Consider the following 21,477-nt stretch of genomic DNA (forward strand, 5'->3'; position numbering starts at 1 on the left):
ATGGGCCGTGGCGGCTTTCGAAATAGATTCGAAGAAATCCGCAGCGCGAATATGGTGCAGACGTGACTACCACTGCTCGAACCGAGATCGCCAACTTAAACGGTACCGACTCGTGAGCTACTTGCGCGCCTTCATCACCGCAGCACTCACCGCTAGGGCCTTGTCGGCACTCAGCGGTCGCTTGAAGGCGACCAGAGGGACCTCGCACTGCGCAAGAACGGATGCAAGGTCGGACGTGCACTTAACCTCGTACAGCCGGTCGCCCTTGCGAGGATCGTCGTCAGCAAAGTTCGGCGTGCATGCCGTCGTATGCGCAGCAGTGCATTGGACGTACCTCGGATCTCCGGCAGGAATGTTCGGAGTGCAGGCGTAACTGCCCGGCCTGGTCGGTGGCATCGACGGTGGAGCATTGGCCGCCAAGGTCCCTGATTCATCGGGCAAGGGTGGAGCCCGAGCGCCGACCGCGGACCTGAGCACCGTACTGCAGTAGGACTTGAGAGCGGGTGAAAGTGCTGGCAGCCGTCCCGCATCCTCTTCGGCGTGGCACTTCGTGCAGCTGTTGGGTGCAGCCGCAATCGGCCCGGGATTCTCGGGCCAAGGCTCGGTGTCGCCCGTGCGAACGATCGGCTCATACCAAGTCTTGGCGAATATCAACGTGGCGAACTTCGTCGACACCCCGTTCAGAACCGTCCCGTGGATGACGTAAGGATTCTCGCCCGCATGGCAGCTTGAACAGACGCCGCCAGATTTGGCACGCAGATCGCTCCCACCCGCAAACTGAGATATCGGTTGCACAGAGCCGCGCGGGAACGTGAACTGAGAATCCAGCTCGGGCTTGTTGGGGTCTTGGTTGTCCCAGAAGCAAACCTTGGCGCGTTTCGCATCCAAGGGATCTACCTGGCCAAGGCACACGACGCCGTCCGCTTGGACAATGTTCTTGTCATCGAAGCGGGGCAAAGCGATGCACAGGCCGGCAGGGCTCGCACTGGTGTACGTCAGAACCTCGGCATTCATCCCACGCTCGAGGAAGAGATCTTTTGCGTCAATGACCCCTTGCGACTGCCACGCTGAACCGGGTCCGAAATCAGGGGGCAACGGCACTCCGTGCTCTGAACACAGCTTTCGATAGGCCTCGCCGCTTACCCCTGTCACCGCCAGGAATGGAGACTTGGACGCCAATGCCTTGAGCTCCGGCTCGCCTCTCAAGCGTTCCGACACCTGTGACGGCAACTCGTACAGCGTTGCAGCGGACGCAGGTGCCGATCCATCGGCGACTCTCACGTACCTAAGCTTGCTGCGAAGGAGCGCGAGCTTTCCCAACAACTCGGCTTTCTTTTCGATCTTCGCATGGTGGACCAGCCATTCAAGAAGTCGCGACTCGACGACCAAGCGCGCCTGCACATCCGACGATTCGTCCTTCGTTAGGCGGCGTTGAAGCTGCGCAAATTTGGCGCCATCTTCGACACTCAGTCGCTGCGTGAGCATCTGGAGATACCACGATTGGGCGCGGCCGATGACGCGCAGCGTCGGCGCAAGTTCGACACCGCCTTTGTCCAACATGGCACCATGACCTATATAGGAAATCGGCTCGTCGGAGGATGGAAGCAATGCCGATGTAGCCAAGCTAGCGGTGAGCATCAATCCACAGAGGCAGAGGGCGACCTTCGATTTGCGTCCGAGAAGCATTGATATCTCCCAAGTCGGGATGTTGATAGGCAGGGGCGCGTCGAATTCATCAAACCCTCATCCGATGAGCCGGCCTGATGTATAGCAACGATCAATGCTCCAGAGAATCCCTAAAGTTGTTGAGCACATCACGCGAGACTCAATACCGTTCTCTTAGCTGTGGTTTCGAAGGGATTGAAACGAGCGACAACAGGAGGTGCGCCAGACAGACACGACTCTGCGTGGCGACCCGCTCAAGCAACGAAAGCAGCCCCCTCTCGATCAAAAGCTAGTGCTGGCGCCGACCCGCGCGCGTCGACCCTGCGATCGAGCCCCGACGTACCACAGGTTGTTCCGATTGGCAAGGTTGTCGATGGCCGCCGAGATGGTGAACGCCGGGGTGACCGTGTGCGTCAGTACCAGGTCGTTGCGCAGGTAGGACGGCAGGAACCGGTTTCCTGTCGGGATTGACGAGTCGAAGATCTGGTCGGCAAACTCGAGTCGCCACACTAGACGTGAGCGCGCCGTCACCTGCCAGGCAGTCTGGACGCCGGCTCGATGGCCTGGACGCTGCCGCAATGGTTCGTCGGCGGGACTCACCCGGCTGATGAGGCGCGTGTACTGCGCCTGCAGATTGAATGTTTCACTGGCCTGCAACTGGATCGCGAACTCGAATCCTTTGACGTACACGCGCTCTGCATTCACCAGCTGGTTGGCTTCGTTGTCGAACGTCACCAGGTCTGTGTAGTTCCTTCGAAAGACGGCCATCGAAAGTTCGCCCACTCCCCGCGGGAGACTCTTCCCGTACCCGACCGAGAAACCTCGACTGTGCTCTGCATTGAGCGTCGGATTGCCACCCAGCGCTGGTGGTAGACCCAGCGCAAAGAAGCTGGGCGGCCTGAAGCCTTCGGAATAGCTTGCCATGAGATGTCCATCGGCATCATCGTTGGCCTCGGACAGGCCGTAGCGGACACCGACCGTCGGACTGGTCTGCGCTCCGTTGCCGTCGACAGCATCGTGACGAACTCCCGCACGCACGGTCAGCTTCGGGCTGGCGACCCATTTGATTTCGGCGAAAGCCGACCGGGTGTTGCGGCGCAGGTCGAAGTCTGCCGGGATCTGCATGCCGAACAGTTCGTAGGTCGTGACTGCGGTGCCCTGCTCTCGCTGGAATTCGCCGCCGAGGGCCAGCTCGGTCCCACCGGCCATGTGCCTGACAGCGTTCAGGAGCACGCCGGTTCTCCTGTAGAGCGTCCTCGAGGAGGATGCCGGCAGCCCGAAGTCGCTGCGCACGCCTGGCGCCACGCCGGGTGAGTCGGTGATCTGCAGATGGCGGAACCCGGTTCCCTCCAGCGTCAACGACCAAGCTCCTGCGTCGACCAGATAGCGGAGTCCGAGAGACGTCCCCTCGGACCGTCCGCGCTCGAGAGATCGAATCTCAGCCAGCTCTACCCCGCCGCTGTCATCGGGGAAGGTGCTGCTGGTGCGATCTGCGTGGCGCAGCTGCATCTCCACGCGTGAATCCTTGGATACCAGGATCCGCCCTGCAAGGCTGAGCTGGTCCAGCCTCAGGCGACTGCCTTCGGACTCGAGTCCATCTTTCAGCGTCGAAGCCGAGAGCGAAAGGCGGCTTCCATCTTCGCCGGCAAGAGACGCTCTCGCGCTGAGGGCGCGGTAGCCCAGCCCCCCGGCGCCCGCACTGGACGAAGCACCTGTCTCGTCGCGGCGAGTCAAGATGTTGATCACGCCGCCGAGTGCGTCGGCACCGTAGGTCGAAGACGCGGCGCCACGCAGCACCTCGATACGCTCGATCTCGTTTGGACTAATGCTCGAAAGATCAAACCCACCTCCTCGGGAATTGGTGGGATCGATCACGCGCACACCATCTATCAGGACCAGCACGTGATTGGGGTCGCTTCCGCGGATGTAGGCCAGGCTCAGTCCGCCAGGGCCGCCGAGTTGGTCCACCTGCACGCCAGCAACCTGACGCAACAGATCGGCGCCACTGGCAACGCCCATGCGCTCGATCTTCTCGCGTGTGAGGACCGTCAGACCTTCGGTCTCTTGGCCCGCTGTCAGCGGGACCCGGGCGCCCAAGACCACCACTCGGCTCAGGGAAGTTGGCGGTTGGGCTGACGCCGGCATCTCATCAGTATCATTCGCAGCGTAGGCGAACTGCCCCAGCAAGACAGCGCACGCCGCCAGAAGGAGACGTGCGAACGCGGCATCGTGCGACACCCTCGTTTGTACAAACCGCTGCAATGCCGTACTCTTTCCGTAGCGGTCCGCACCATGTTCTTCGATGCGTACCCTGCTGAGATCTATTCCGTGATCGGAACCACATCGAGCGCGCCGCCCAACACATGGCATCGACATGAACGTGTGCTCGGCCGATGGAGGAGACAACGATGGATCAGGGGGAGAGCCAGAACGGGGTGCGCCGCGTGTCAGGACTCGTGCCCTGGAGTCGAGTTCTCGCACTTCTTCTGGCACTCGCTGCATTTGTCATCGTCCCGTTCGTGATCTGGGGTGAGCAGATGGATGTCAGCGCACCCCAAGTTGTGCAGGATCAGGCAACAAAATGGGCCATAGCCTCGGCGGGCATCATCCTGCTCGTGCTAGATGTCGTCATGCCGATCCCCAGCAGCGTGGTTTCGATAGGCCTTTGCTTCCTACTCGGACCCACTTTGGGAGGGCTGGCAGTCTTCGTGGGCATGGTCGGGGCATTCGTCGTTGGTTTCCAGACTGGCCGTCTGATGCCTGCTGCGCGCCTTCGCAAGTGGGTTGGCGCTCAGACTTGGGATGCGTTGGCTTCCGATCACCTTTCGGCAAGCTTGTTGTGGATCGCAGCTTCGCGGCCCGTACCCGTCTTGGCCGAAGTGGTTGCGATATTCGCGGGCAGCGTGCGCATGCCGTTCCTGCCGTCTCTCGCATCGGCGGTCGCGTCATCGCTGTTGGTCGCCACCGCGTACGGCCTCGCGGGATGGCTTGGTCTGAGCGAAGCAGGATCGTCGACAGCAGTGTTGGTTTTCTCGGCCGCCTGCCTGCCGGCCGCGAGCTGGGCTGCGTTCCAGTGGATCCGTCGCTTCCGGCTACAGAGACGATAGTTCGACAGATGTGGGCGCACGTAGTCGCTTTTGAGAACAGCGGCTGAATCGCGCAGTCGACCGAGTTCCCGATGGCGAAACTGAAACGGCTCATGCGCCCGCAGCCCCGATGCGTCGCTGTAGAGGTTCAACTCCTCCAACGACGGGGAAGGAGCGGCGTCGGTCCATCGCAATTGTGTTCGAGCGCTGGATGCTCGGCATGCGCGCCCGGGCCTTCTCAACCAAGCGCTCGGCGTCGTCCGGCACGAGGTCAGGACTCCACTTGGCTCGCCGCTGGAAATCGGCCAGACGCTGCTCCGCTTCTTCGCTCTCTCCCTTGGAGACCGCATCGGCTATGGCGTTCCAAGCCGGTTGGGTGTTCTGACCCAGTTGAGTCAAATCGGCCCCCCGGCTACGAGAACCGTTTGTGTTCATGAATTGTTCCAAGTCCATGTCAGCCCCCGGCATCACGCCGCCACCGTGGCAACGACGAGGGAGTGCGCGCATCGCCTCCAATCCCCATCCATCCTGACGCGTCGCCACATCTATCGCATCGAGCGAAGGCCCCGATCGACCCGCGCCACTTGCCCTACCAGGGTTGCGACTCTCAATTCAATCCCTGGAAGGCTCATCCCTCCTCGGGCGTCTTCCAGCCGGGAAGCCAAAGCGACCCAACGACGTATGAACATTGGATGTCGGGGTCCCAACAGCCAATCCGGAGTTCCACGAGCCACGGGCTGCCTCTGTAGACCGCGAAGCCGGGCAGGCCCGATCCATCTGCCGTTACGTCGCGAGACCCGAGTTCGACACGCCACGTCATCTGGAAGCCAAAAAAGCCACTGCCCACTCCATCAAGCACCTTGATCCTCGTGAGAAGAGCCAGGCGTGTCTCCGGATCCGTCAACTGTTCCAACTCCTTGTGCAGACGTCGCGAACGTTCCGCGAAGTAGCCCTTGGGATCCGCGACACCGGCTTGCGCGAGCAGGGAGAGCGGTGCCGGCCCGATCGATGTCGCCTGAAGATTGGCGAAAGGGAAATCCTTGTAATTCGGCGTAGGGGAAGTACCTCGCATCAGCAGGACACTATCGTCCTTCGCGACGGAAAGGATGAACGGAACGATCGGCTCCAAGCCGTCCTCGGCGACAACGCCGTTCTCTCCTTTGAACACCGGTGACCCTTCGAGATTGACGCGCCCCCCCACTAAGACATGGCCTCTTAGATCCTCGCCGTGGAGTCGCACTGCGTCGACTTCTACGCCGAGCTGTGGACCGTACGTCCGCGTGACGAAGGGCGGTTGGAATCGGATGATGCGATCAAGATCCGGCTCGGACGGCAGGGCAGCGATGTAACCACTGATTCCCCTTGGTTCATCGGACGGGTCGGGATCTGTCGCCAGACGAACTTGCATCCAACCCCGGAAGGACACCTCGAGTGGATAGACCGCTTCCTCAGGAGCGTCGAGGGGGAGGGCCACAGGCAGCTTCGGCCCTCCCCCGACTTCGTCAAGGCGCTGAAGGGTCCACAAGAGAACATCGCAGATTCGCGCCATTCGTCCGTCTTCGCCCGGCAAGACTTCACCGACCAGGATGCGCACTTGCTTGGCGGCATCGACCTGCCTCTCCAGGCGGTCCCTGAGGAACGGCCACCGGTTGCCCTCGAGCGTTGGAAGCAAGAGCGGACCGTATGTACCGAAAGCTGGGCCAGCCGCTCCTTGCGCGTCGTCAAATGCGGGCAGTTGCGTCAAGATCTCCGCCAGCGGGCGGATTGCGGCGCTCATCAGTCGCCGGGCAGATGTCCTGACAAGTTCAAGGCGCTCGGCGTTGGCAGCCGAGATCGCCGGAGCGAAGCCCTCCAACAACATCATCAACATCACCCCGTAGATGCCATCGAAGAGCGAAGCGGCCGCCACGGCGACGGGATGCGTCAGCAGATTGGCGCGCCCGACGGTGTTCGGCAAGCTGCGCAGAGTGGGGTTTCCACAAACTGGTCGAGCAACGTCGAAGGATGAATCTTCGTCCTTTGCTTGCCTGAGTTCCCTAAATATCTCTAGGAACGTCTTGTAGTGCGAGCCTTCTCGATCTTGCGGACTGCCCTCTCCGTTCTTGACAATCTGGTCGATCGCACGAAGCGCGGACGCTCTGTCGAAGACCTTGAAGACCGGCGCCCTGGCAGACCGCAGGCCCCATTCCCCCAGTACCTGCGCGTCCGGGCTAAGAAAGAGGTCCTCTTCGGGCAGCGTGCGGAACGCATTTGCGATCGCAGCGTACAGGTCTCCGACACTCTCGTAGATCAACCGATCCGGAAGCGGAGCCGCCATCAGCTTGAACGCGGCCTCATCGGTGGGAGGGAAGAGCACTTGCCTGACATCTTCAGGGAGGGTCTCGCCAACGGGCAGCTCGAAAAGCACGAAGCGAGCGATGGTCTTGGGAGAGAAGCGCTCCAGTTCGAACTTAAATGGATCGGGGTAGCGGGAACCCTGTTGAGGAAAGTTTGGACGGCCAAGCCACGGAGCCGCTCCAATGGCTGTCAACATGTTGTTGACGTGCGCAAGATGGAACATTTCCTCGTGGCACACAGCGAGTAGCCTGCGCTCCCATTGGATCGCGTTCTCTCGCTGCACCAGCGACATCCCTTCGTCGAGACGGCGTTTCAGGCTGAATGCCGCGAAGAGGTATTGGATCAACAGGCCATGCTCGAGTTCGGCCGCTTCGACGAGCGCGTTGACCAACTCCTCGCGCGTGTCGATCACCGACCGCGAGGCATCGTCGACGGAAGGCCCGTAAAAGACGACCCACACGGCGAGATCTGCACTCAGTTTCTCGAACCGATGGGGCGTCCACGCCGGAACGAAGAGCGCATCTCCCGCCTGCACCGCAAGCTGCTCGTCGCCACGAATGAACTGCGCACTACCTTTGGCGACGAAGTAGATCTCGTCCCGTGGATGCGGCCGCTGCAGGTCCTCTGCTGTCGGCGCGTACAAGCCCGTCACCATCGTTCCGTTCTTCATCGCCTCTGCGAAGCGATTCTTAGGATCGTCTGGCAGCGACTTGAGAACGGTCTCGAGCCTAGCGGTCCAAGCTGCGGTATCCATGGCTTATCCCTCCATCACCATCGATTGAATGCCTAGTTCCCAAGCATGGGGACCTTCGCGCCGTGCCGACTCTTCAGTTTGGCAGCGAAGACGTCAGCGTCTTCCGAACGGAGCGGCCGCTGCATCGACTTGCAGTAATCCGAGGTTCAGAGAGTGTGTGTTGGCCTGCCGACTAGTCATATCCCTAATACAAGGTTTCGAAGTTCGGTGGTTCGGTGGTCGGCGCAGCATCTCGCACGCATCTGCGATGACGTTTCTTGAGGTGGGCGCGCCATGCTGAACGACTCTGGATGACTCTGCCGCAGAGCCCATCGCCCGCCCTCCTCTGATCTGGGGAGGAAACCAAAGCCCCGCATCCCACGAGCGCGACTAGGAATGGCACCCCAGTCGGCACCGACTATGTTGGGTAGCACTGCAAGCCAAGTACCTTCAGCTGCGAAGCGTCGCGAATCACGCTGACGGCCCGGGTCAAGGCGTGCATCGATTCCGGATTCCGAGTGCATGTCAAGGCTGGCGGCATACTCGTGGGTGCGGTGACCCGCTGGCCTTGCAGTGCGTCTTCGCCGAAGACCGCAGAGCAGTCCGCGTCCTACTGCCACGCGGACTTGGAGATCACAGACGCTCCTTGCGCGCTTCTGGGTCGACCGTGGGTCAGGCTGCGCAGGTCCAGGGCGGCGAAGCAGGCGTCGAGTTCGGGGAGGACCCCGCGTGCGAGCCGCTGGTTGGCCAGTTGCTGCGCCAGCGCCAGCTTGTCCGACATCGTTCCTGCCTTGACGATCTCGGCCTTGTAGTCGACGGTGTCTGCAGCCAGTTCGATGAGCGACCGATCCGCACCTCGAACGCGCGCGTAGACCTCGTTGAATCGCAGATTCGCGGCTAGGCGCGGATGTGCGTGGCCGGAGGCGGCGCAGTAGGCCAGCAGGGTCTCGAAGACCGTCTCGATCGGACTGTCGTCCTCGACCTGGTTGAAGACCAGCCGCACGCGCTGCGGCGGCACGCCGATGCGCGCCAGCTCGGCCAGCGTTGCGGCCGTGTCCTGTTGCTGCTTGCGGGCCGGCACGGTCGGCACGATGAACCCGTCGAAGTCCATGTGGCTGCCGCTGTAGCGACGCATCAGCGCGAGCAGGTCTTCGACGTTGCTCGCGCCGACATCGACGACTAGGTCGGCGACCGTCTGCAGGTATTCCTGCAGCTGCGCGAACTGCCGTCCCCGGATCGTCATGGGCTTGCTGTCGTCGGCGTTGATGCTCTCCACCGCGACGAACTCGCAGCCGGGGATGCGCGGGGCGAGCAGGTGGCGGGCCACCGTGCTCTTGCCGACGTTGCCAGAGAAGTTGATCACGGCGAGTTTCATGGGATCTCCTTGGTATGGACCAGCGGGTTGCTGGGGTTGGCGTTGAAAAAGGCTTCGGCGATGTCGCGGCCGCGGGAGCCGGGCGGTACTGCAGGGGAAGGCGCCGGTGGTGACGAAGCCGGCGGTGGGGCGTTCACCGTGTTCGCTGCAGCCGGTCGGGGTGCTGACGGCAACCCGGACACGACAGCCTTGGACCGAACGCGAGGTCGGCGCACCTCACGCCGCAGCGCGCTCGTGCTCACCTCGATGCCGACCTCGGCCAACGCCTCGCGGATCGCCTCGTAGGTGTAGCCCGCGCTGCGCAGCCGCAGGATCTCGACGGCATACGCTGCTGCCTTGCGGTCGGCGCGTCCGGGTTGGCGCTTGGGTTGCAGTTCCACGGCTGGCTCGCGATTGGGTTGTGATGGCGATACCACCCAATCTAGGTCGAGGGGGTGTGACCTACCGCGCTGAAACTCAGCGATTTTTAAGCGGCTTGGCGGCGCATTCGAGATGGCTGCGCGACCGGCTGCGTCGTCTTTTGGTCGCGTGCGCGTCGTGTGATCGGCGGGCAGGAGCGGATACCGCGTGGCTGTGCGTCACCAGCGCCGGGTCCGCGTCGCCTCGCCGGCGGCTTTGGGATGCGCTGCGTCGGCTTTGCGGTGCCTTGCGATCAGCGGACCGTCCGCAACTGTCGGCGGTTCGATGATTTGTGGCTCGGAAATCATCGACCTGGAGGTCGCCATGAGAGCCAAAACTCTATGAGTAGGTTAGTGCAGGATAGGCTGCGCGCCAGCAATTGGCTGCCATGCAGCGCAGTCGAGAGAATCGACAAGTAGTTGGCACTTCGCCCACTAGAGCGCTGGCAGCGGAGCCGTGCCGACTGATACAACACGAAGCACTCAACACGAGTGGCGCACGTGGCGCGACAGAAGAGTTAATCCTGTGCGCCCGGTTACATTCGAGCGCCTTTCATCGTCGCCGCACTTCAATTGCGATGCATAAGGCTCGGTCGGGGACCACTCGCGAATTCTGATGCCGAACCGATCATCAAACACGATGTCAGCCAGATGAGGGTAAACAATCCACCACGGGCCTCTGCGCTGATGAAGACGGCGCGGAGTTTCGGAAGCTACGACCTTGCCGCTGCACTGGCGGATCTGGTGGATAACAGTATTCAGGCACGTGCGGGGCGCGTCACCATCAACGTCTCGCCGCACGACGCTCAAGTGACTGTCAGAATTCGCGACGATGGTAGGGGTATGACCCGTGACCGTCTCATAGCGGCAATGCAGCCGGCAAGCGCTGACCCGGAGCTGGTTCGCGATGCTTCTGATCTTGGGCGATTCGGCTGGGGCTTGAAGTCGGCATCGCTATCGCAGGCACGCGTTCTCACCGTTGTTTCCTGGACCACGGTCGGCGTCTCTGCCGCGCGCTGGAACATCGACGACATCGAAGATTGGTCGATGGACCTGTACGAGGGACCGGAAGCCTTGTCGCTACTGAAGCCTGCCCCACAAACTTCTTGCGGAACCGAGGTCATCTGGACGAACTGCGACCGTCTGCTGGATGAAGGTCTTGGACAGACGGTCGACGAGCGCCTCTCGTCCGCTGGATCGGATCCAGTCGAAGTTAGCTTCAACGAGGACTTCGAAGGCGCGATTCCGTGCCTTGCAGCTTCCACGAAGACTGGTGGCTACAGCAGCTACCTCTTCGCAATACCGGGCAAGGTCTTGGCCAACGTATACGCGGCATATGGAAGCAGGCTCCTGGAGCAGAACGTGCGGACCTACCTTCAGGCCAAAACAGGAGTTAACAAGGGAATACTGACGACCATTGCACAAGAACGAGCATAGACACTGGCTTTCTCTATGACTTTGAGCTGACTCCTAAGCCCGGTGACACCGTAACTAAAGCGCCGCAACCCCTCTCCGCTGAAATGCCTCGCGCACGATGGGCGGAACGATGTGCGATGCTAAGTGCATGGGGCACAGCCGTGAGGTGCATATGTCGGCAACGGGCAGTGCGGATGACGCCGGAGGCGTGGGCAGCAACCTGAAGAAGGTGCTGCACGGCAACCGGGTCGCAAACGCGATTCTTGATGTGGTCGGACTGATTCCGGCGTCGACCGAGCCGGGAAGCGGGTCGCCGGCGGTGCGAGCCCGTGCACTGGCGAATCGTGCCGCGCGGGCCGCGGCCGGACTGTCCGGCGGCGCGGCGCTGGTGCCTGGACCCGTCGGGCTGCTGACCCTGTTGCCCGACATCATCGGCGTCTGGCGCGTGCAGGCCCAGATGGTGGCCGACATTGCGGCCGCCTACGGTCAAAGTGCTGCGCTGACCCGGGAGCACATGCTGTACTGCCTCTTCAAGCACATGATCTCGCAGGGGCTGCGTGACATCGTGGTTCGAACGGGGGAACGGTTCCTCGTCCGCCGCGCCTCGCTCCAGCTGCTGCAGCAGCTCGCCACCACGATCGGCATCAAGGTCACCCAGCGCGCGATGGGCAAGGCGATTGCCCGCTATGCGCCCGTCGTCGGCGCCGCTGGCGTGGCGGCCTACGCGTTCTATGACACCCGCAAGGTTGCGATGACCGCCATCGAGCTGTTCAGCGCTGATGTCGTGGTCCTGGACGACTGACTGTCGACCGCCCGACGGCCAGTTCGAGGTCCTCGGCGCGACGAATGGTGCGGCGAAGCCGTGGGTCAATGCATGCAACGGAGCCAGCTGCTCGACTGTGGCCTGCCAGCGTGCCACCGCGGAGGTGTACTTCCCGCCAATTGGGCTGGCCAAGTTCTTCTGCATCTCCCAGGCGCTGCGACGTGCAGAAAGCGGAGGACGAGGGGCTCCCCCGATGCGCAGTTTCCGCAAGCCGCCTACGTGCGCTATCGCGGCGACGGCGGAGGCACCAGCTTCTCACGAAGTACACCATTGACCTCGGCGCCAAAGATCAACGTCGTCGCGCTGATGTACAGGAACACCAGGGTGGCGACCACGCCTGCGAAGCTGCCGTAGACCAGTGCCAGCTTGCCGGCGTTGCGCAGCGTGTACGACAGAGTGGCGGCCGCCGTCACCCACAGTGCAGCCCCGACCACAGCGCCCGGCATGACGGTGCTCAGGCGCTGGTGAATGTCTGGCAGCCAGCCGTAAAGCAGCGCGTAGAGCGCGGTCAGTACCAGGAACGCCACGCCGTAGCGCACGCTGTTATGAAGCCAGAGTGCGTCCCGCCCGCTACCCACATTCGTTTCAAGCGCTTGCCAGAGATACGGCATGACGATCACCGAGCTGAACGTGGCCAGAATACCGGCGCCAACGACGATCGTGAACAGGGTGACCTTGATTCGCGCCTTCCAGAACGGCAGGCCGCGCTCGATGCCATAAGAGCGATTCAGCCCGGTGCGCACCGCCTGCATGCCTGACGACGCGGTCCACAAGGTGACGACCAGGCCGACGGTCAGCAGCGCCTGATTGCGCTGAGCAAGCACTTCATCGATGACGGGCTGCAGCGCGTTGCGAACGACCTGTGGCGCGTACTCCATGACGCGGTTGGCCAGCGCTGCCGCGTCGCCGGGCTGTCCGACAAAGCCGGCGGCGGCGGACAGCAACAGCAAGAGCGGAAACATGGCCAGCACCGACGAGAAGGCCATGCTGCCGGCCTGATTGGCGCTCTGGTGAAGGATGTAGTTACGGGCGGCCAGCAAGATGACGCCGATCCCGGGCGCGGCCATCGCGGCGCGCCGAACGCGATGCAACGCATGGTTCAGCTGAGGCATTCCGACTGACGCGATAGCGGTGGTGGCACGTCGATGGCGACCAGTTTCGTCTGAAGAGATCCAGTGTGTGATCTTCCGGGCTTTTTGAAGACCTTTCCGACATAAGGTCGCGCGTCGCAGCGTCGGTCAAGCGCTGACCGTCTCCCAGCTCAGCCCGAACTTCTGCAGGTACTTGCGCAACCGGTCTGCGTCATTGACGACCGTGCGCTGCAGGCGCGATCGATCGAACAACTGCCGGCCGGCTTCGGAGAGTGTGCGTGCCTGTCGGCAGACGCGCAGGACCGCTTCGAGTTGGATGCGATCGAAGCGGTCCAGCTCCGCCAGCACTGGCTCGGGCAGCAGCGTCTCGAGTGCAACGCCTTGGCTGGGTAAGCCGCCGTCCGCGCTGTGCTGCCAGAGCCAGCGCAGCCGCTGCACTTCGGCCTCGACCTGCGCCGCAGAAATGCGTCCGCCATCGGCCAGTGTGGCGAGCCGCGTGACGCTGGCCGCGAGATCGCGGAAGTTGCCGCTCCACACTGCGTCTGGCGACTGCGCGAAGCGCAGGTACTGCGACTTGGCTTCGGCATTGAAGCGCACCGCACGGCCGGTCTCGACCGCGGCGCGAGCCAGCAAATGGTCTACGTTGGGCTCCAGGTCTTCTGGGCGTTGCGCCAAGCCGGGCAAGGTGTACGACCAGAGGTTGATGCGTGCGTACAGGTCTTCGCGGAAGCGGCCCTGTGCGACGTCGACCCGCAGGTCGCGGTTGGTGCCGGCGATCAGCTGAAAGTCGCTCATCACCTCGCGGTCACTGCCCATTGGGAAGAAGCGCTTCTCTTCGACGGCCTTCAGTAGCATGGCCTGTTCGTCGGCACCGAGTTCCCCAATCTCGTCGAGGAACAGCACGCCCTCGTGCGCGGTACGCAGCAGCCCGGCGCGGTCGGCCGCTGCGCCGGTGAAGGCGCCTTTCTTGTGGCCGAAGAGTGTGGAGGCGGCACCATCGCCGTGAAGCGTCGCGCAGTTCACCTCGACGAACTCGCCCTTCACCTGATGACGTGACTTCTTCAGCTCGAACATGCGGCGCGCCAGGTGTGACTTGCCGGCGCCGGTCGGGCCGGTCAGCAGGATCGGTGCGCGCGACCGCACGGCCACGCGTTCGATCTCTTCGATCAGCGTGTTGAAACCTGCGTTGCGCGTCGCGATCCCGCTCTTCAGGAAGTCCAGCGCATCGCGCTGCTCCTGCTCGAAGCGTGTCGCCAGCACGTCGTAGCGCGACAAGTCCAGGTCGATCAGCGCGAGACTCCCCGGTTGTTCGCGTGTCTGCTTCTTCGGCGGTGCGGTTTGCAGCAACACGCCCGGAATGAAACGCGACTCGACCAGCAGGAACATGCAGATCTGCGCGACGTGGGTGCCGGTGGTGATGTGGGTCCAGTACTGCTCCGTGTCGGTGAAGGGGTAGCTGCGCACCCAGTCATAGAGCACGCCGTAGACCTCGCCGAAGTCCCAGGGGTCGGCGATCTCCAACGGCACCAGCCGCACCTCGGTCTCGGGCGACACGGTGGCGATGTCGCGCTGCACCCCTCTCGCGAGCGTCTCGTGCCGCGGCGTGTAGAGCAGCTCCAGACGATGGACAAGCGTGTCCTCGTGCTGCACGAGCGAAACGGTGGGCCGCCATTTCTCCCAGCGCCCCGCGCCCTGTCCCGAGTCGAGCTGGGTGCCGAGGAAGCCGATCACCACGGTTTTCTTGGGCATGGGTATTTTGCTAGTTGGCGCGCTTTAATTCTAGCTTTCTTCCTTGTCTTGGTTTCATTGGAGCTGATGTGGTGTGCCCTCGCAATGGAATAAGTCCATTTGAATCAATAACTTATGAAGTGCTTGGATTCGGCGGCATGTCGTTGGCACAGCCGTTGCGATAAGAGAGCCATACAAGTTGAATGCAAGAGGAGAACCCCATGGTCAACACCCAACTTTTTCAGACGCTGCAGGGCGCCCTGCTGCCTGCCGCCACCGCGCTCAACCACCAACAAGCGCCGGCTTATGCCCTGAGCGCCCGGCACCAGCTGGCCCAGCTCGCGGCGACGGGTTGCCTCAATCAAACCTTCTACGCCAACGCCGAGGCGCAACTTGATGCCGTGAGCGCCCTGGCGCTGCAAGTCGAACCCGCCTTCGTGGCGAAGACGGCGCTCTACGCCCGCCAGGCCGGCTACATGAAGGACATGCCTGCCCTGCTGGCCGCGACGCTTGCTGTACGTGACGTGGCCTTGCTGAGTCAGGTGTTCGGCCAAGTGGTCGATAACGGCAAGATGCTGCGCAACTTCGTGCAGATCGTGCGAAGCGGTGCCACCGGTCGAAAGTCGCTGGGTTCGCGCCCGAAGAAGCTGGTGCAGAACTGGCTGCTGGGCGCAAGCGAGAAGCAGCTGCTGAATGCCTCGGTGGGCAACTCGCCGTCGCTGGAAGACGTGGTGAAGATGGTTCACCCGAAGCCGGCAGAAGCCTGGCGCGCCGCATGGTTCGCATGGTTGATCGGCAAGGCGTTCGATGAAGCGGCGTTGCCGCCCATCACCCAGGCCTTCGAGCGCTTCAAGCGGGCGACCGCCGAAGGCGCCGCGGCCGAAGTGCCGGATGTTCCGTTCCAGATGCTGACCGCGCTGGAGTTGACTTCGGCGCAATGGGCGCAGATTGCCCGCGCGGGCTCGTGGCAGATGTTGCGTCAGAACCTGAACACCTTTGCGCGTCATGGCGTGTTTGAGCAAGAAGGCATGGCTGAAGTCATTGCAGCGAAGTTGCGTGATCCGCAAGCCGTGGCGAATGCTCGTGTTTTGCCGTACCAGTTGATGTCGGCATTCAAGGCGACCGGGGACTCCGTGCCCGTGGTGATCCGCGATGCGCTGCAGGATGCGATGGAAGCTGCCTTGGTGAATGTGCCGCGCTTCGAAGGCCGTGTGGTGGTGTGCCCCGATGTGTCGGGCTCGATGAGCTCGGCCGTGACGGGTCACCGCGGGACGGCGACGTCCAGCGTGCGTTGCATCGACGTGGCGGCCCTGGTCGCCGCGGCGGTGCTGCGAAAGAACCCGGCGGCACGTGTGCTGCCCTTCGAGCAGGACGTGGTGAAGTTGTCGTTGAACGCCCGCGACTCGGTGATGACCAATGCGCAAGCGTTGGCATCCATCGGGGGTGGGGGTACCAACTGCAGCGCACCGCTGGCACTGTTGAACCGTGAGCGCGCGATGGTCGACATGGTGATCCTCGTCTCGGACAACGAGTCGTGGCTCGATGCGAACCGTCGCGGTGCGACGCAGACCATGCGTGAGTGGGAGGTGTTGAAGAACCGCAACCCCCAAGCGCGCCTGGTGTGCATCGACATCCAGCCCTACGGGACCACGCAGGCGGCGGAGCGGCGCGACATCATGAATGTCGGCGGCTTCTCGGATGCGGTGTTCACGATGATGGCCTCGTTCGCCGAAGGCAAGACGGGGGCTGAGCACTGGGTCGGCGAGATCGAGAAGGTGTCACTTGACCTTCAGTGATTGAGTTGAGAGAGTGAGAAGGAAGGTGCCGCATGCGAATGCGCGCAGGAGTACAGCACCCACTTGCCACGCGGGCCGCAAACCCGCAGCCGAGCAATCGGCCGGCAACTCTTGCGAATCTTGTCGCATGCGGCACCAACCTCGAATCGACTGCTACCGAGTGGCGAATGCTTGGTGGAACTACATCGTTTACCCACGCCCAAGGTCTCACCATTTCTCTCGTCGCCACCCGAGAGCAGTTGAAAGGAAAGTACAGATTTGGCGCGAATGCAGGCAGGACTACATGGAGCCTTCGGAGGGTCGAACCTCCGGTGCCGGGCAACCGGCATGGGCATATCGTCTTGCCGACCCTTGTCGCGCAGTTTTTGATGTCGCGTTGCGAATGCAGGTGGAACTACAGCCTTCTAAGCTCGTGGTCGCGGGTTCGAATCCCGCCGGTCCCAGATCAGGGGGACCGTAGCTCAGTCCGGTAGAGCACGATCGTTTCACCACCCCTTGTCGCAACGGGGCACCATTTTTGAATGAGATGAACATGGAACAGAACTACAACATCGACCAGCCCGAAGGCGGCGTGCCCATCAAGATGTGGACGCGTGGCGTGCCTGTCGAAGACGAGGCGAAGAAGCAGCTCGCGAATGCCGCGCGCCTGCCCATCGTGTTCAAGCACATCGCCGCGATGCCGGACGTGCACCTGGGCATCGGGGCGACCGTGGGCTCGGTGATCCCGACGCTGCGCGCCATCATCCCGGCGGCCGTTGGCGTGGACATCGGCTGCGGCATGATGGCTTGCAAGACCACGCTGCACGCGAACGACTTGCCGGACAACCTGGCACCGTTGCGTGCCGCGATCGAGCGCGCCGTTCCGCACGGGTCGTCGCCCCGCAACCGTGGCCGTGACCAAGGCAGCTGGGAGAACCCGCCCGAGGCGGTCGACCAGGCATGGGCGACGCTGGTGGACGAGTTCGACGCGCTGTGCGAGCTGCACCCGCGCCTGAAGAACACAAACAACCGCAAGCACCTGGGCACGCTGGGCACCGGCAACCACTTCATCGAGGTCTGCCTCGACGAAGATGGCTTCGTCTGGTTCATGTTGCACTCGGGCTCGCGTGGCGTTGGCAACGCGATCGGTACGCACTTCATCGAACTGGCGAAGAAAGATGCCGAGGCGCATCAGCGCAACCTGCCCGACCAGGACCTGGCGTACTTCGAAGAAGGCGCGCAGTACTTCGGTGACTACGTGCGCGGTGTTGGCTGGGCGCAGAAGTTCGCGGAGCGCAACCGCGAGGTGATGATGGTCAACCTGATCGCCACAGTGCGCAAGGTGATCACCAAGCCGTTCGAGTCGCACGTGGAAGCGGTGAACTGTCACCACAACTACGTGCAGCAGGAGCGCCACTTCGGTGAGGACGTGTTCGTCACCCGCAAGGGTGCCGTGAGTGCGAAGCGCGGCCAGTTGGGCATCATTCCCGGCAGCATGGGCGCGCGCAGCTACATCGTGCGTGGCCTGGGCAACGCCGAGAGCTTCGAAAGCTGCAGCCACGGTGCCGGCCGCGTGATGAGCCGCACCAAGGCAAAGAAGCTGTTCACGGTCGATGACCAGATCAAGGCGACCGAAGGTGTCGAGTGTCGCAAGGACAAGGACGTGATCGACGAGATCCCGATGGCCTACAAAGACATCGACGCGGTGATGGAGGCGCAGAAGGATTTGGTTGAAGTCGTTCACACCTTGAAGCAGGTGGTGTGTGTGAAGGGGTGAGGGCAGGTGGCTCTCTCCCTTCGTTGAAGCAGGAGGGAGAGAGTCATGAAGAACGAAACATTGGTCAGCGCGCATCCGGTCGAGCCGGCGATGCGCACGCAGATCCTCGAGTGCCTGAGCCGGCTTGAGGCCGAGCACGAGGTGAAGGTGCTGTTCGCGTGCGAATCCGGCAGCCGCGGCTGGGGCTTCGCGTCACCGGACAGCGATTACGACGTGCGCTTCGTTTACGTGAACCGCTTGCCGTGGTACCTGACGGTCGAGCCGCGTCGCGACGTGATCGAGCAGCCGATCAGTGGCGAGCTCGACGTCAACGGCTGGGACCTGCGCAAGACGCTGCAGCTGCTGCAGCAGTCGAACCCGACGCTGCTCGAGTGGCTGCGCTCGCCGATCGTCTACCGGGAGGAGGCTGAGGCGGCAGCGCGCCTGCGCGTGCTGGCGACCGAGGGCTTCTCACCGGTGCGCGGCTACCACCACTACGTGTCGATGGCGAAGAAGAACTTTCGTGAGCACCTGCGTGGCGAGACCATGCGCTACAAGAAGTACCTGTACGTCCTGCGGCCGCTGCTGGCAGCGCGATGGATTCGTGCTGGCCGTGGGGTGCCGCCCATGCGATTCGCGGAGCTGGCCGCAGTCACGCTTCAAGACGGTTCAGTGCTCGCCGAGATCAACCGCTTGCTCGAAGTGAAGATGCGCGCCGGCGAGGCAGCCACGAGTCCGCGTTGGAATGAGCTGCACGACTTCATCGAGAGCGAACTGGCGGCCGTGGCAGGGCAAACCGTCGTCGAAACGTCACGCGCAGATGCTGCTGGGCTGGATGCATTTCTGGCCGAGACCGTGTTGAAACACGAACAAGAACGAAGCAAATGAGGGAGAGATGAACATGATTCAACTGGATGGCTCGACCGGCGAAGGTGGTGGCCAGATCTTGCGCACGGCGCTGGCGCTGGCCATGTGCACCGGGCAGTCCGTGCGGATCGACCGCATCCGAGCAAAGCGCCCGAAGCCCGGCCTGATGCGTCAGCACCTCACCTGCGTGCAAGCGGCCGTCGCCGTCTGTGGTGCCAAGGTCGACGGTGCCGAGCTGGGCTCTGCCACCCTGGTCTTCGAACCGGGCGCTGTGCGTGCGGGCGACTACACCTTCAATGTCGGTACTGCAGGCAGTTGCACGCTGGTGCTTCAGACGGTCTTGCCGGCGTTGATGCTTGCAGCCCAGCCCAGCCGCCTCATGCTGGGCGGCGGCACACACAACCCGATGGCGCCGCCGTTCCACTTTCTCGAGCGTTGCTTTGCGCCGTTGCTGCGCCGTCTGGGTGTTGGCCTCACGCTGGAGCTGCGTCGCCACGGCTTCTACCCTGCCGGTGGCGGCGAGGTCTGGGCGCAAGTGCAGCCGGCGACGGATGGCCTGCTGCCTTTCGACCTGACAGACCGCGGCCTTCTGCGCGAAGCCTATGCGGAATGCCTGGCCCCTGGCCTGCCGCACACCGTGGCCACGCGCGAACTGTCGGCACTGGCACGTGCCCTCAGCTGGTCAGGCGAGCAGCTGCGCACGCCACCAGTGCGGCAGAACGAAGGGCCGGGCAACGCGTTGATGGTCACGCTCACCCATGAGAACGTCAGCGAGCTTGCCACGGCTTTCGGCGAGCGAGGCGTCAGCGCTGAGCAGGTCGCCCGGGCATTGGCCCGCGAGGTGACGACGTACCAGACAAGCCCAGGCGCGCTCGGTCCTCATCTGGCAGACCAGTGGATGCTGCCACTCGCCTTGGCGGTCTGGAAGCGCGGCGGTTCAGCGGCTTTCACCTGCACGGAGATGACGGAACACGCCCGAACCAACGCTGGCGTCATCGAAGGGTTTCTGCCGGTGCGAGTTGCCATTCGCGAAGGTGAGGCTGGTTGGCACGTGCAAGTTGCGCAGAGGGTTGCTGAGGTGACTGCAGTGGCGCCCACCACCGTGACAAATTAGCATTGACTGATGAATTAGCAGTGGCTAATATGAAGCCATGCCCGAAGCCGCTCCCCTCGACGCTGTCATGCGCACGCTCGCCGACCCCACCCGGCGGGCCGTCTTCGAACGGATCATCCAGTCAGGCGAGATCAGCGTCGCCGAGCTGACGAGCGGCAGCGGCGTGACGCAGTCGGCCGTCTCCCAACACCTGCGCTCGCTGAAGCAGGCCGGCCTGGTGGCCGATCGCGCACAGGGCCGCAACGTCTTCTACCGCCCCGAAGCAAAGGGGCTCGCACCGCTGGTCGACTGGATGAGCCACTACGGCGTCTTCTGGCGCGACAGCTTCGCCGACCTCCGAAACCTGTTGAAGGAAATCGACCCATGAACGACGCCGCCTTGAAGATGGACATGCAGGAGATCGTCGTCGACGAAGTCTTCCCGCATGCGCCCGAGACGATCTGGAAAGCGCTGACGGACGGCAATCTGATCGGCCGCTGGATCATGGTGCCGACCGGCTTCGAGCCCGTGACCGGCACGCGCTTCACCTTCCAGACGACGCCCGGCGGCGCCTGGGACGGCGTCATTCACTGCGAGGTGCTGGAGGTGATCCCGAACGAGCGCCTCGCTTATGCCTGGAAGGGCGGCCACGAGTCGAACGTTGGCTACGGCGCGCCGCTCGATACCGTCGTCACGTGGACGCTTTCACGCGTCGAAGGCGGCACGCGGCTTCACCTCGTGCATTCCGGCTTCATCACGCCGAAGAACGACTCGGCGCTCAAGAGCATGGGCGGTGGCTGGCCGAAGGTGGTGCAGAAGCTCGGCACGGTGGCCGGCGAACTGCACTAACGCGCACGTCACGAACATTCATCTGCAGGAGAAACAGTCATGACCCAGGCCTACACCGGCGGATGCGCCTGCGGCGCGATCCGCTTTCACATCGCCGCCGAACCCTTGTTCCAGAACCACTGCCAGTGCCGCGACTGCCAGCACAAGAGCGGCACGGGGCATGGGTCGTACTTGAGCTTCCCGCGTCAGGGCGTGGAACAAGCTGGGGCAGCAACCCACTGGGACATCGTCGCTGACAGCGGCCATGTGAAGACACGCGCCTTCTGCCCCACCTGCGGGTCACCGGTCTACATGACCTTCTCCGCGATGCCCGACGTGTTCACCGTGCACGCCGCCAGTCTCGACGACCCGGGCCGCTACAAGCCGCAGGCCGTGACCTACGCCGTGCGCGGACACGCCTGGGACCTTCTCGACCCCGCGTTGATGAAGTTCGACAAGATGCCGCCCATGTGACCGGCGGGCCGCTCAGGCCTCGACCGGCTGGC

Annotated in this window: 18 protein-coding genes; 10 read left to right on the top strand and 8 right to left on the bottom strand. The window is 63.0% G+C overall.

Annotated elements, in window-relative coordinates; translation table 11 throughout:
* Positions 1–117: 117 nt before the first annotated feature.
* Positions 118–1,560 carry a hypothetical protein gene (locus tag AC1DYS_RS05100; protein ID WP_477896671.1) on the bottom strand — a complete coding sequence of 481 codons (1,443 nt, stop codon included), beginning with the start codon at positions 1,558–1,560 and terminating at the stop codon, positions 118–120.
* A 387-nt stretch (positions 1,561–1,947) separates the two neighbouring features.
* On the bottom strand, positions 1,948–4,167 hold the full coding sequence (locus AC1DYS_RS05105) for a TonB-dependent receptor plug domain-containing protein (protein ID WP_477896673.1): 2,220 nt from the start codon (positions 4,165–4,167) through the stop codon (positions 1,948–1,950).
* Between AC1DYS_RS05105 and AC1DYS_RS05110 the strand changes: the two genes are divergently transcribed.
* Positions 4,074–4,772 (top strand): TVP38/TMEM64 family protein, encoded by a 699-nt coding sequence (locus AC1DYS_RS05110; protein WP_477897303.1) that lies wholly within the window; start codon positions 4,074–4,076, stop codon positions 4,770–4,772. The two genes, AC1DYS_RS05105 and AC1DYS_RS05110, sit on opposite strands and share 94 nt — an antisense overlap.
* A gap of 90 nt (positions 4,773–4,862) precedes the next feature.
* Here the strand turns inward: AC1DYS_RS05110 and AC1DYS_RS05115 are convergent, their stop codons facing one another.
* The 4 genes from AC1DYS_RS05115 to AC1DYS_RS05130 all read right to left on the bottom strand — a co-directional run bounded on the left by AC1DYS_RS05115 (position 4,863) and on the right by AC1DYS_RS05130 (position 9,576).
* Positions 4,863–5,204 (bottom strand): hypothetical protein, encoded by a 342-nt coding sequence (locus tag AC1DYS_RS05115; RefSeq protein WP_477896675.1) that lies wholly within the window; start codon positions 5,202–5,204, stop codon positions 4,863–4,865.
* Between the two features lie 175 nt (positions 5,205–5,379).
* Positions 5,380–7,842: a ferritin-like domain-containing protein gene (locus tag AC1DYS_RS05120; protein WP_477896677.1), complete on the bottom strand. Its 2,463-nt coding sequence runs from the start codon at positions 7,840–7,842 to the stop codon at positions 5,380–5,382.
* Positions 7,843–8,431: 589 nt separating this feature from the next.
* Complete coding sequence (gene stbB / locus AC1DYS_RS05125; RefSeq protein WP_477896679.1) at positions 8,432–9,196, bottom strand: StbB family protein; 765 nt, start codon at positions 9,194–9,196, stop codon at positions 8,432–8,434.
* Positions 9,193–9,576, bottom strand: a complete 384-nt coding sequence (locus AC1DYS_RS05130; protein ID WP_477896681.1) for a hypothetical protein — start codon at positions 9,574–9,576, stop codon at positions 9,193–9,195. Before AC1DYS_RS05130 ends, stbB begins: the two co-directional genes overlap by 4 nt.
* Positions 9,577–10,281: 705 nt before the next feature.
* Here AC1DYS_RS05130 and AC1DYS_RS05135 point away from each other — a divergent pair.
* Both AC1DYS_RS05135 and AC1DYS_RS05140 read left to right on the top strand, forming a co-directional pair.
* Positions 10,282–11,031: an ATP-binding protein gene (locus AC1DYS_RS05135; RefSeq protein ID WP_477896683.1), complete on the top strand. Its 750-nt coding sequence runs from the start codon at positions 10,282–10,284 to the stop codon at positions 11,029–11,031.
* A gap of 187 nt (positions 11,032–11,218) precedes the next feature.
* On the top strand, positions 11,219–11,812 hold the full coding sequence (locus AC1DYS_RS05140; RefSeq protein ID WP_477896685.1) for a hypothetical protein: 594 nt from the start codon (positions 11,219–11,221) through the stop codon (positions 11,810–11,812).
* Positions 11,813–12,057: 245 nt separating this feature from the next.
* Here AC1DYS_RS05140 and AC1DYS_RS05145 read toward each other — a convergent pair whose 3' ends face one another.
* Both AC1DYS_RS05145 and rtcR read right to left on the bottom strand, forming a co-directional pair.
* Entirely contained in the window at positions 12,058–12,945 is an 888-nt protein-coding gene (locus AC1DYS_RS05145; protein WP_477896687.1) for a YihY/virulence factor BrkB family protein, read from the bottom strand.
* A 126-nt stretch (positions 12,946–13,071) separates the two neighbouring features.
* A complete protein-coding gene (rtcR, locus tag AC1DYS_RS05150; RefSeq protein ID WP_477896689.1) occupies positions 13,072–14,673 on the bottom strand; it encodes an RNA repair transcriptional activator RtcR in 1,602 nt (533 codons plus the stop codon).
* Positions 14,674–14,873: 200 nt separating this feature from the next.
* On the opposite strand from rtcR, the gene AC1DYS_RS05155 reads away from it, so the two are divergent.
* The 7 genes from AC1DYS_RS05155 to AC1DYS_RS05185 all read left to right on the top strand — a co-directional run bounded on the left by AC1DYS_RS05155 (position 14,874) and on the right by AC1DYS_RS05185 (position 21,445).
* On the top strand, positions 14,874–16,448 hold the full coding sequence (locus tag AC1DYS_RS05155) for an RNA-binding protein (RefSeq protein WP_477896691.1): 1,575 nt from the start codon (positions 14,874–14,876) through the stop codon (positions 16,446–16,448).
* 532 nt (positions 16,449–16,980) lie between these two features.
* Positions 16,981–18,204 carry an RtcB family protein gene (locus AC1DYS_RS05160; RefSeq protein ID WP_477896693.1) on the top strand — a complete coding sequence of 408 codons (1,224 nt, stop codon included), beginning with the start codon at positions 16,981–16,983 and terminating at the stop codon, positions 18,202–18,204.
* Between the two features lie 45 nt (positions 18,205–18,249).
* A complete protein-coding gene (locus AC1DYS_RS05165; protein ID WP_477896695.1) occupies positions 18,250–19,071 on the top strand; it encodes a nucleotidyltransferase domain-containing protein in 822 nt (273 codons plus the stop codon).
* 13 nt (positions 19,072–19,084) lie between these two features.
* On the top strand, positions 19,085–20,164 hold the full coding sequence (gene rtcA, locus AC1DYS_RS05170) for an RNA 3'-terminal phosphate cyclase (protein ID WP_477897276.1): 1,080 nt from the start codon (positions 19,085–19,087) through the stop codon (positions 20,162–20,164).
* A 37-nt stretch (positions 20,165–20,201) separates the two neighbouring features.
* On the top strand, positions 20,202–20,531 hold the full coding sequence (locus AC1DYS_RS05175; protein ID WP_477896697.1) for an ArsR/SmtB family transcription factor: 330 nt from the start codon (positions 20,202–20,204) through the stop codon (positions 20,529–20,531).
* Positions 20,528–20,992: an SRPBCC family protein gene (locus AC1DYS_RS05180; protein ID WP_477896699.1), complete on the top strand. Its 465-nt coding sequence runs from the start codon at positions 20,528–20,530 to the stop codon at positions 20,990–20,992. Before AC1DYS_RS05175 ends, AC1DYS_RS05180 begins: the two co-directional genes overlap by 4 nt.
* 39 nt (positions 20,993–21,031) lie before the next feature.
* The gene (locus tag AC1DYS_RS05185) at positions 21,032–21,445 is read left to right on the top strand and encodes a GFA family protein (protein ID WP_477896701.1); all 414 of its coding nucleotides are present in this window, start codon (positions 21,032–21,034) and stop codon (positions 21,443–21,445) included.
* Positions 21,446–21,477: the final 32 nt, after the last annotated feature.

This window comes from Rhizobacter sp. P2_G4 (assembly GCF_056403575.1).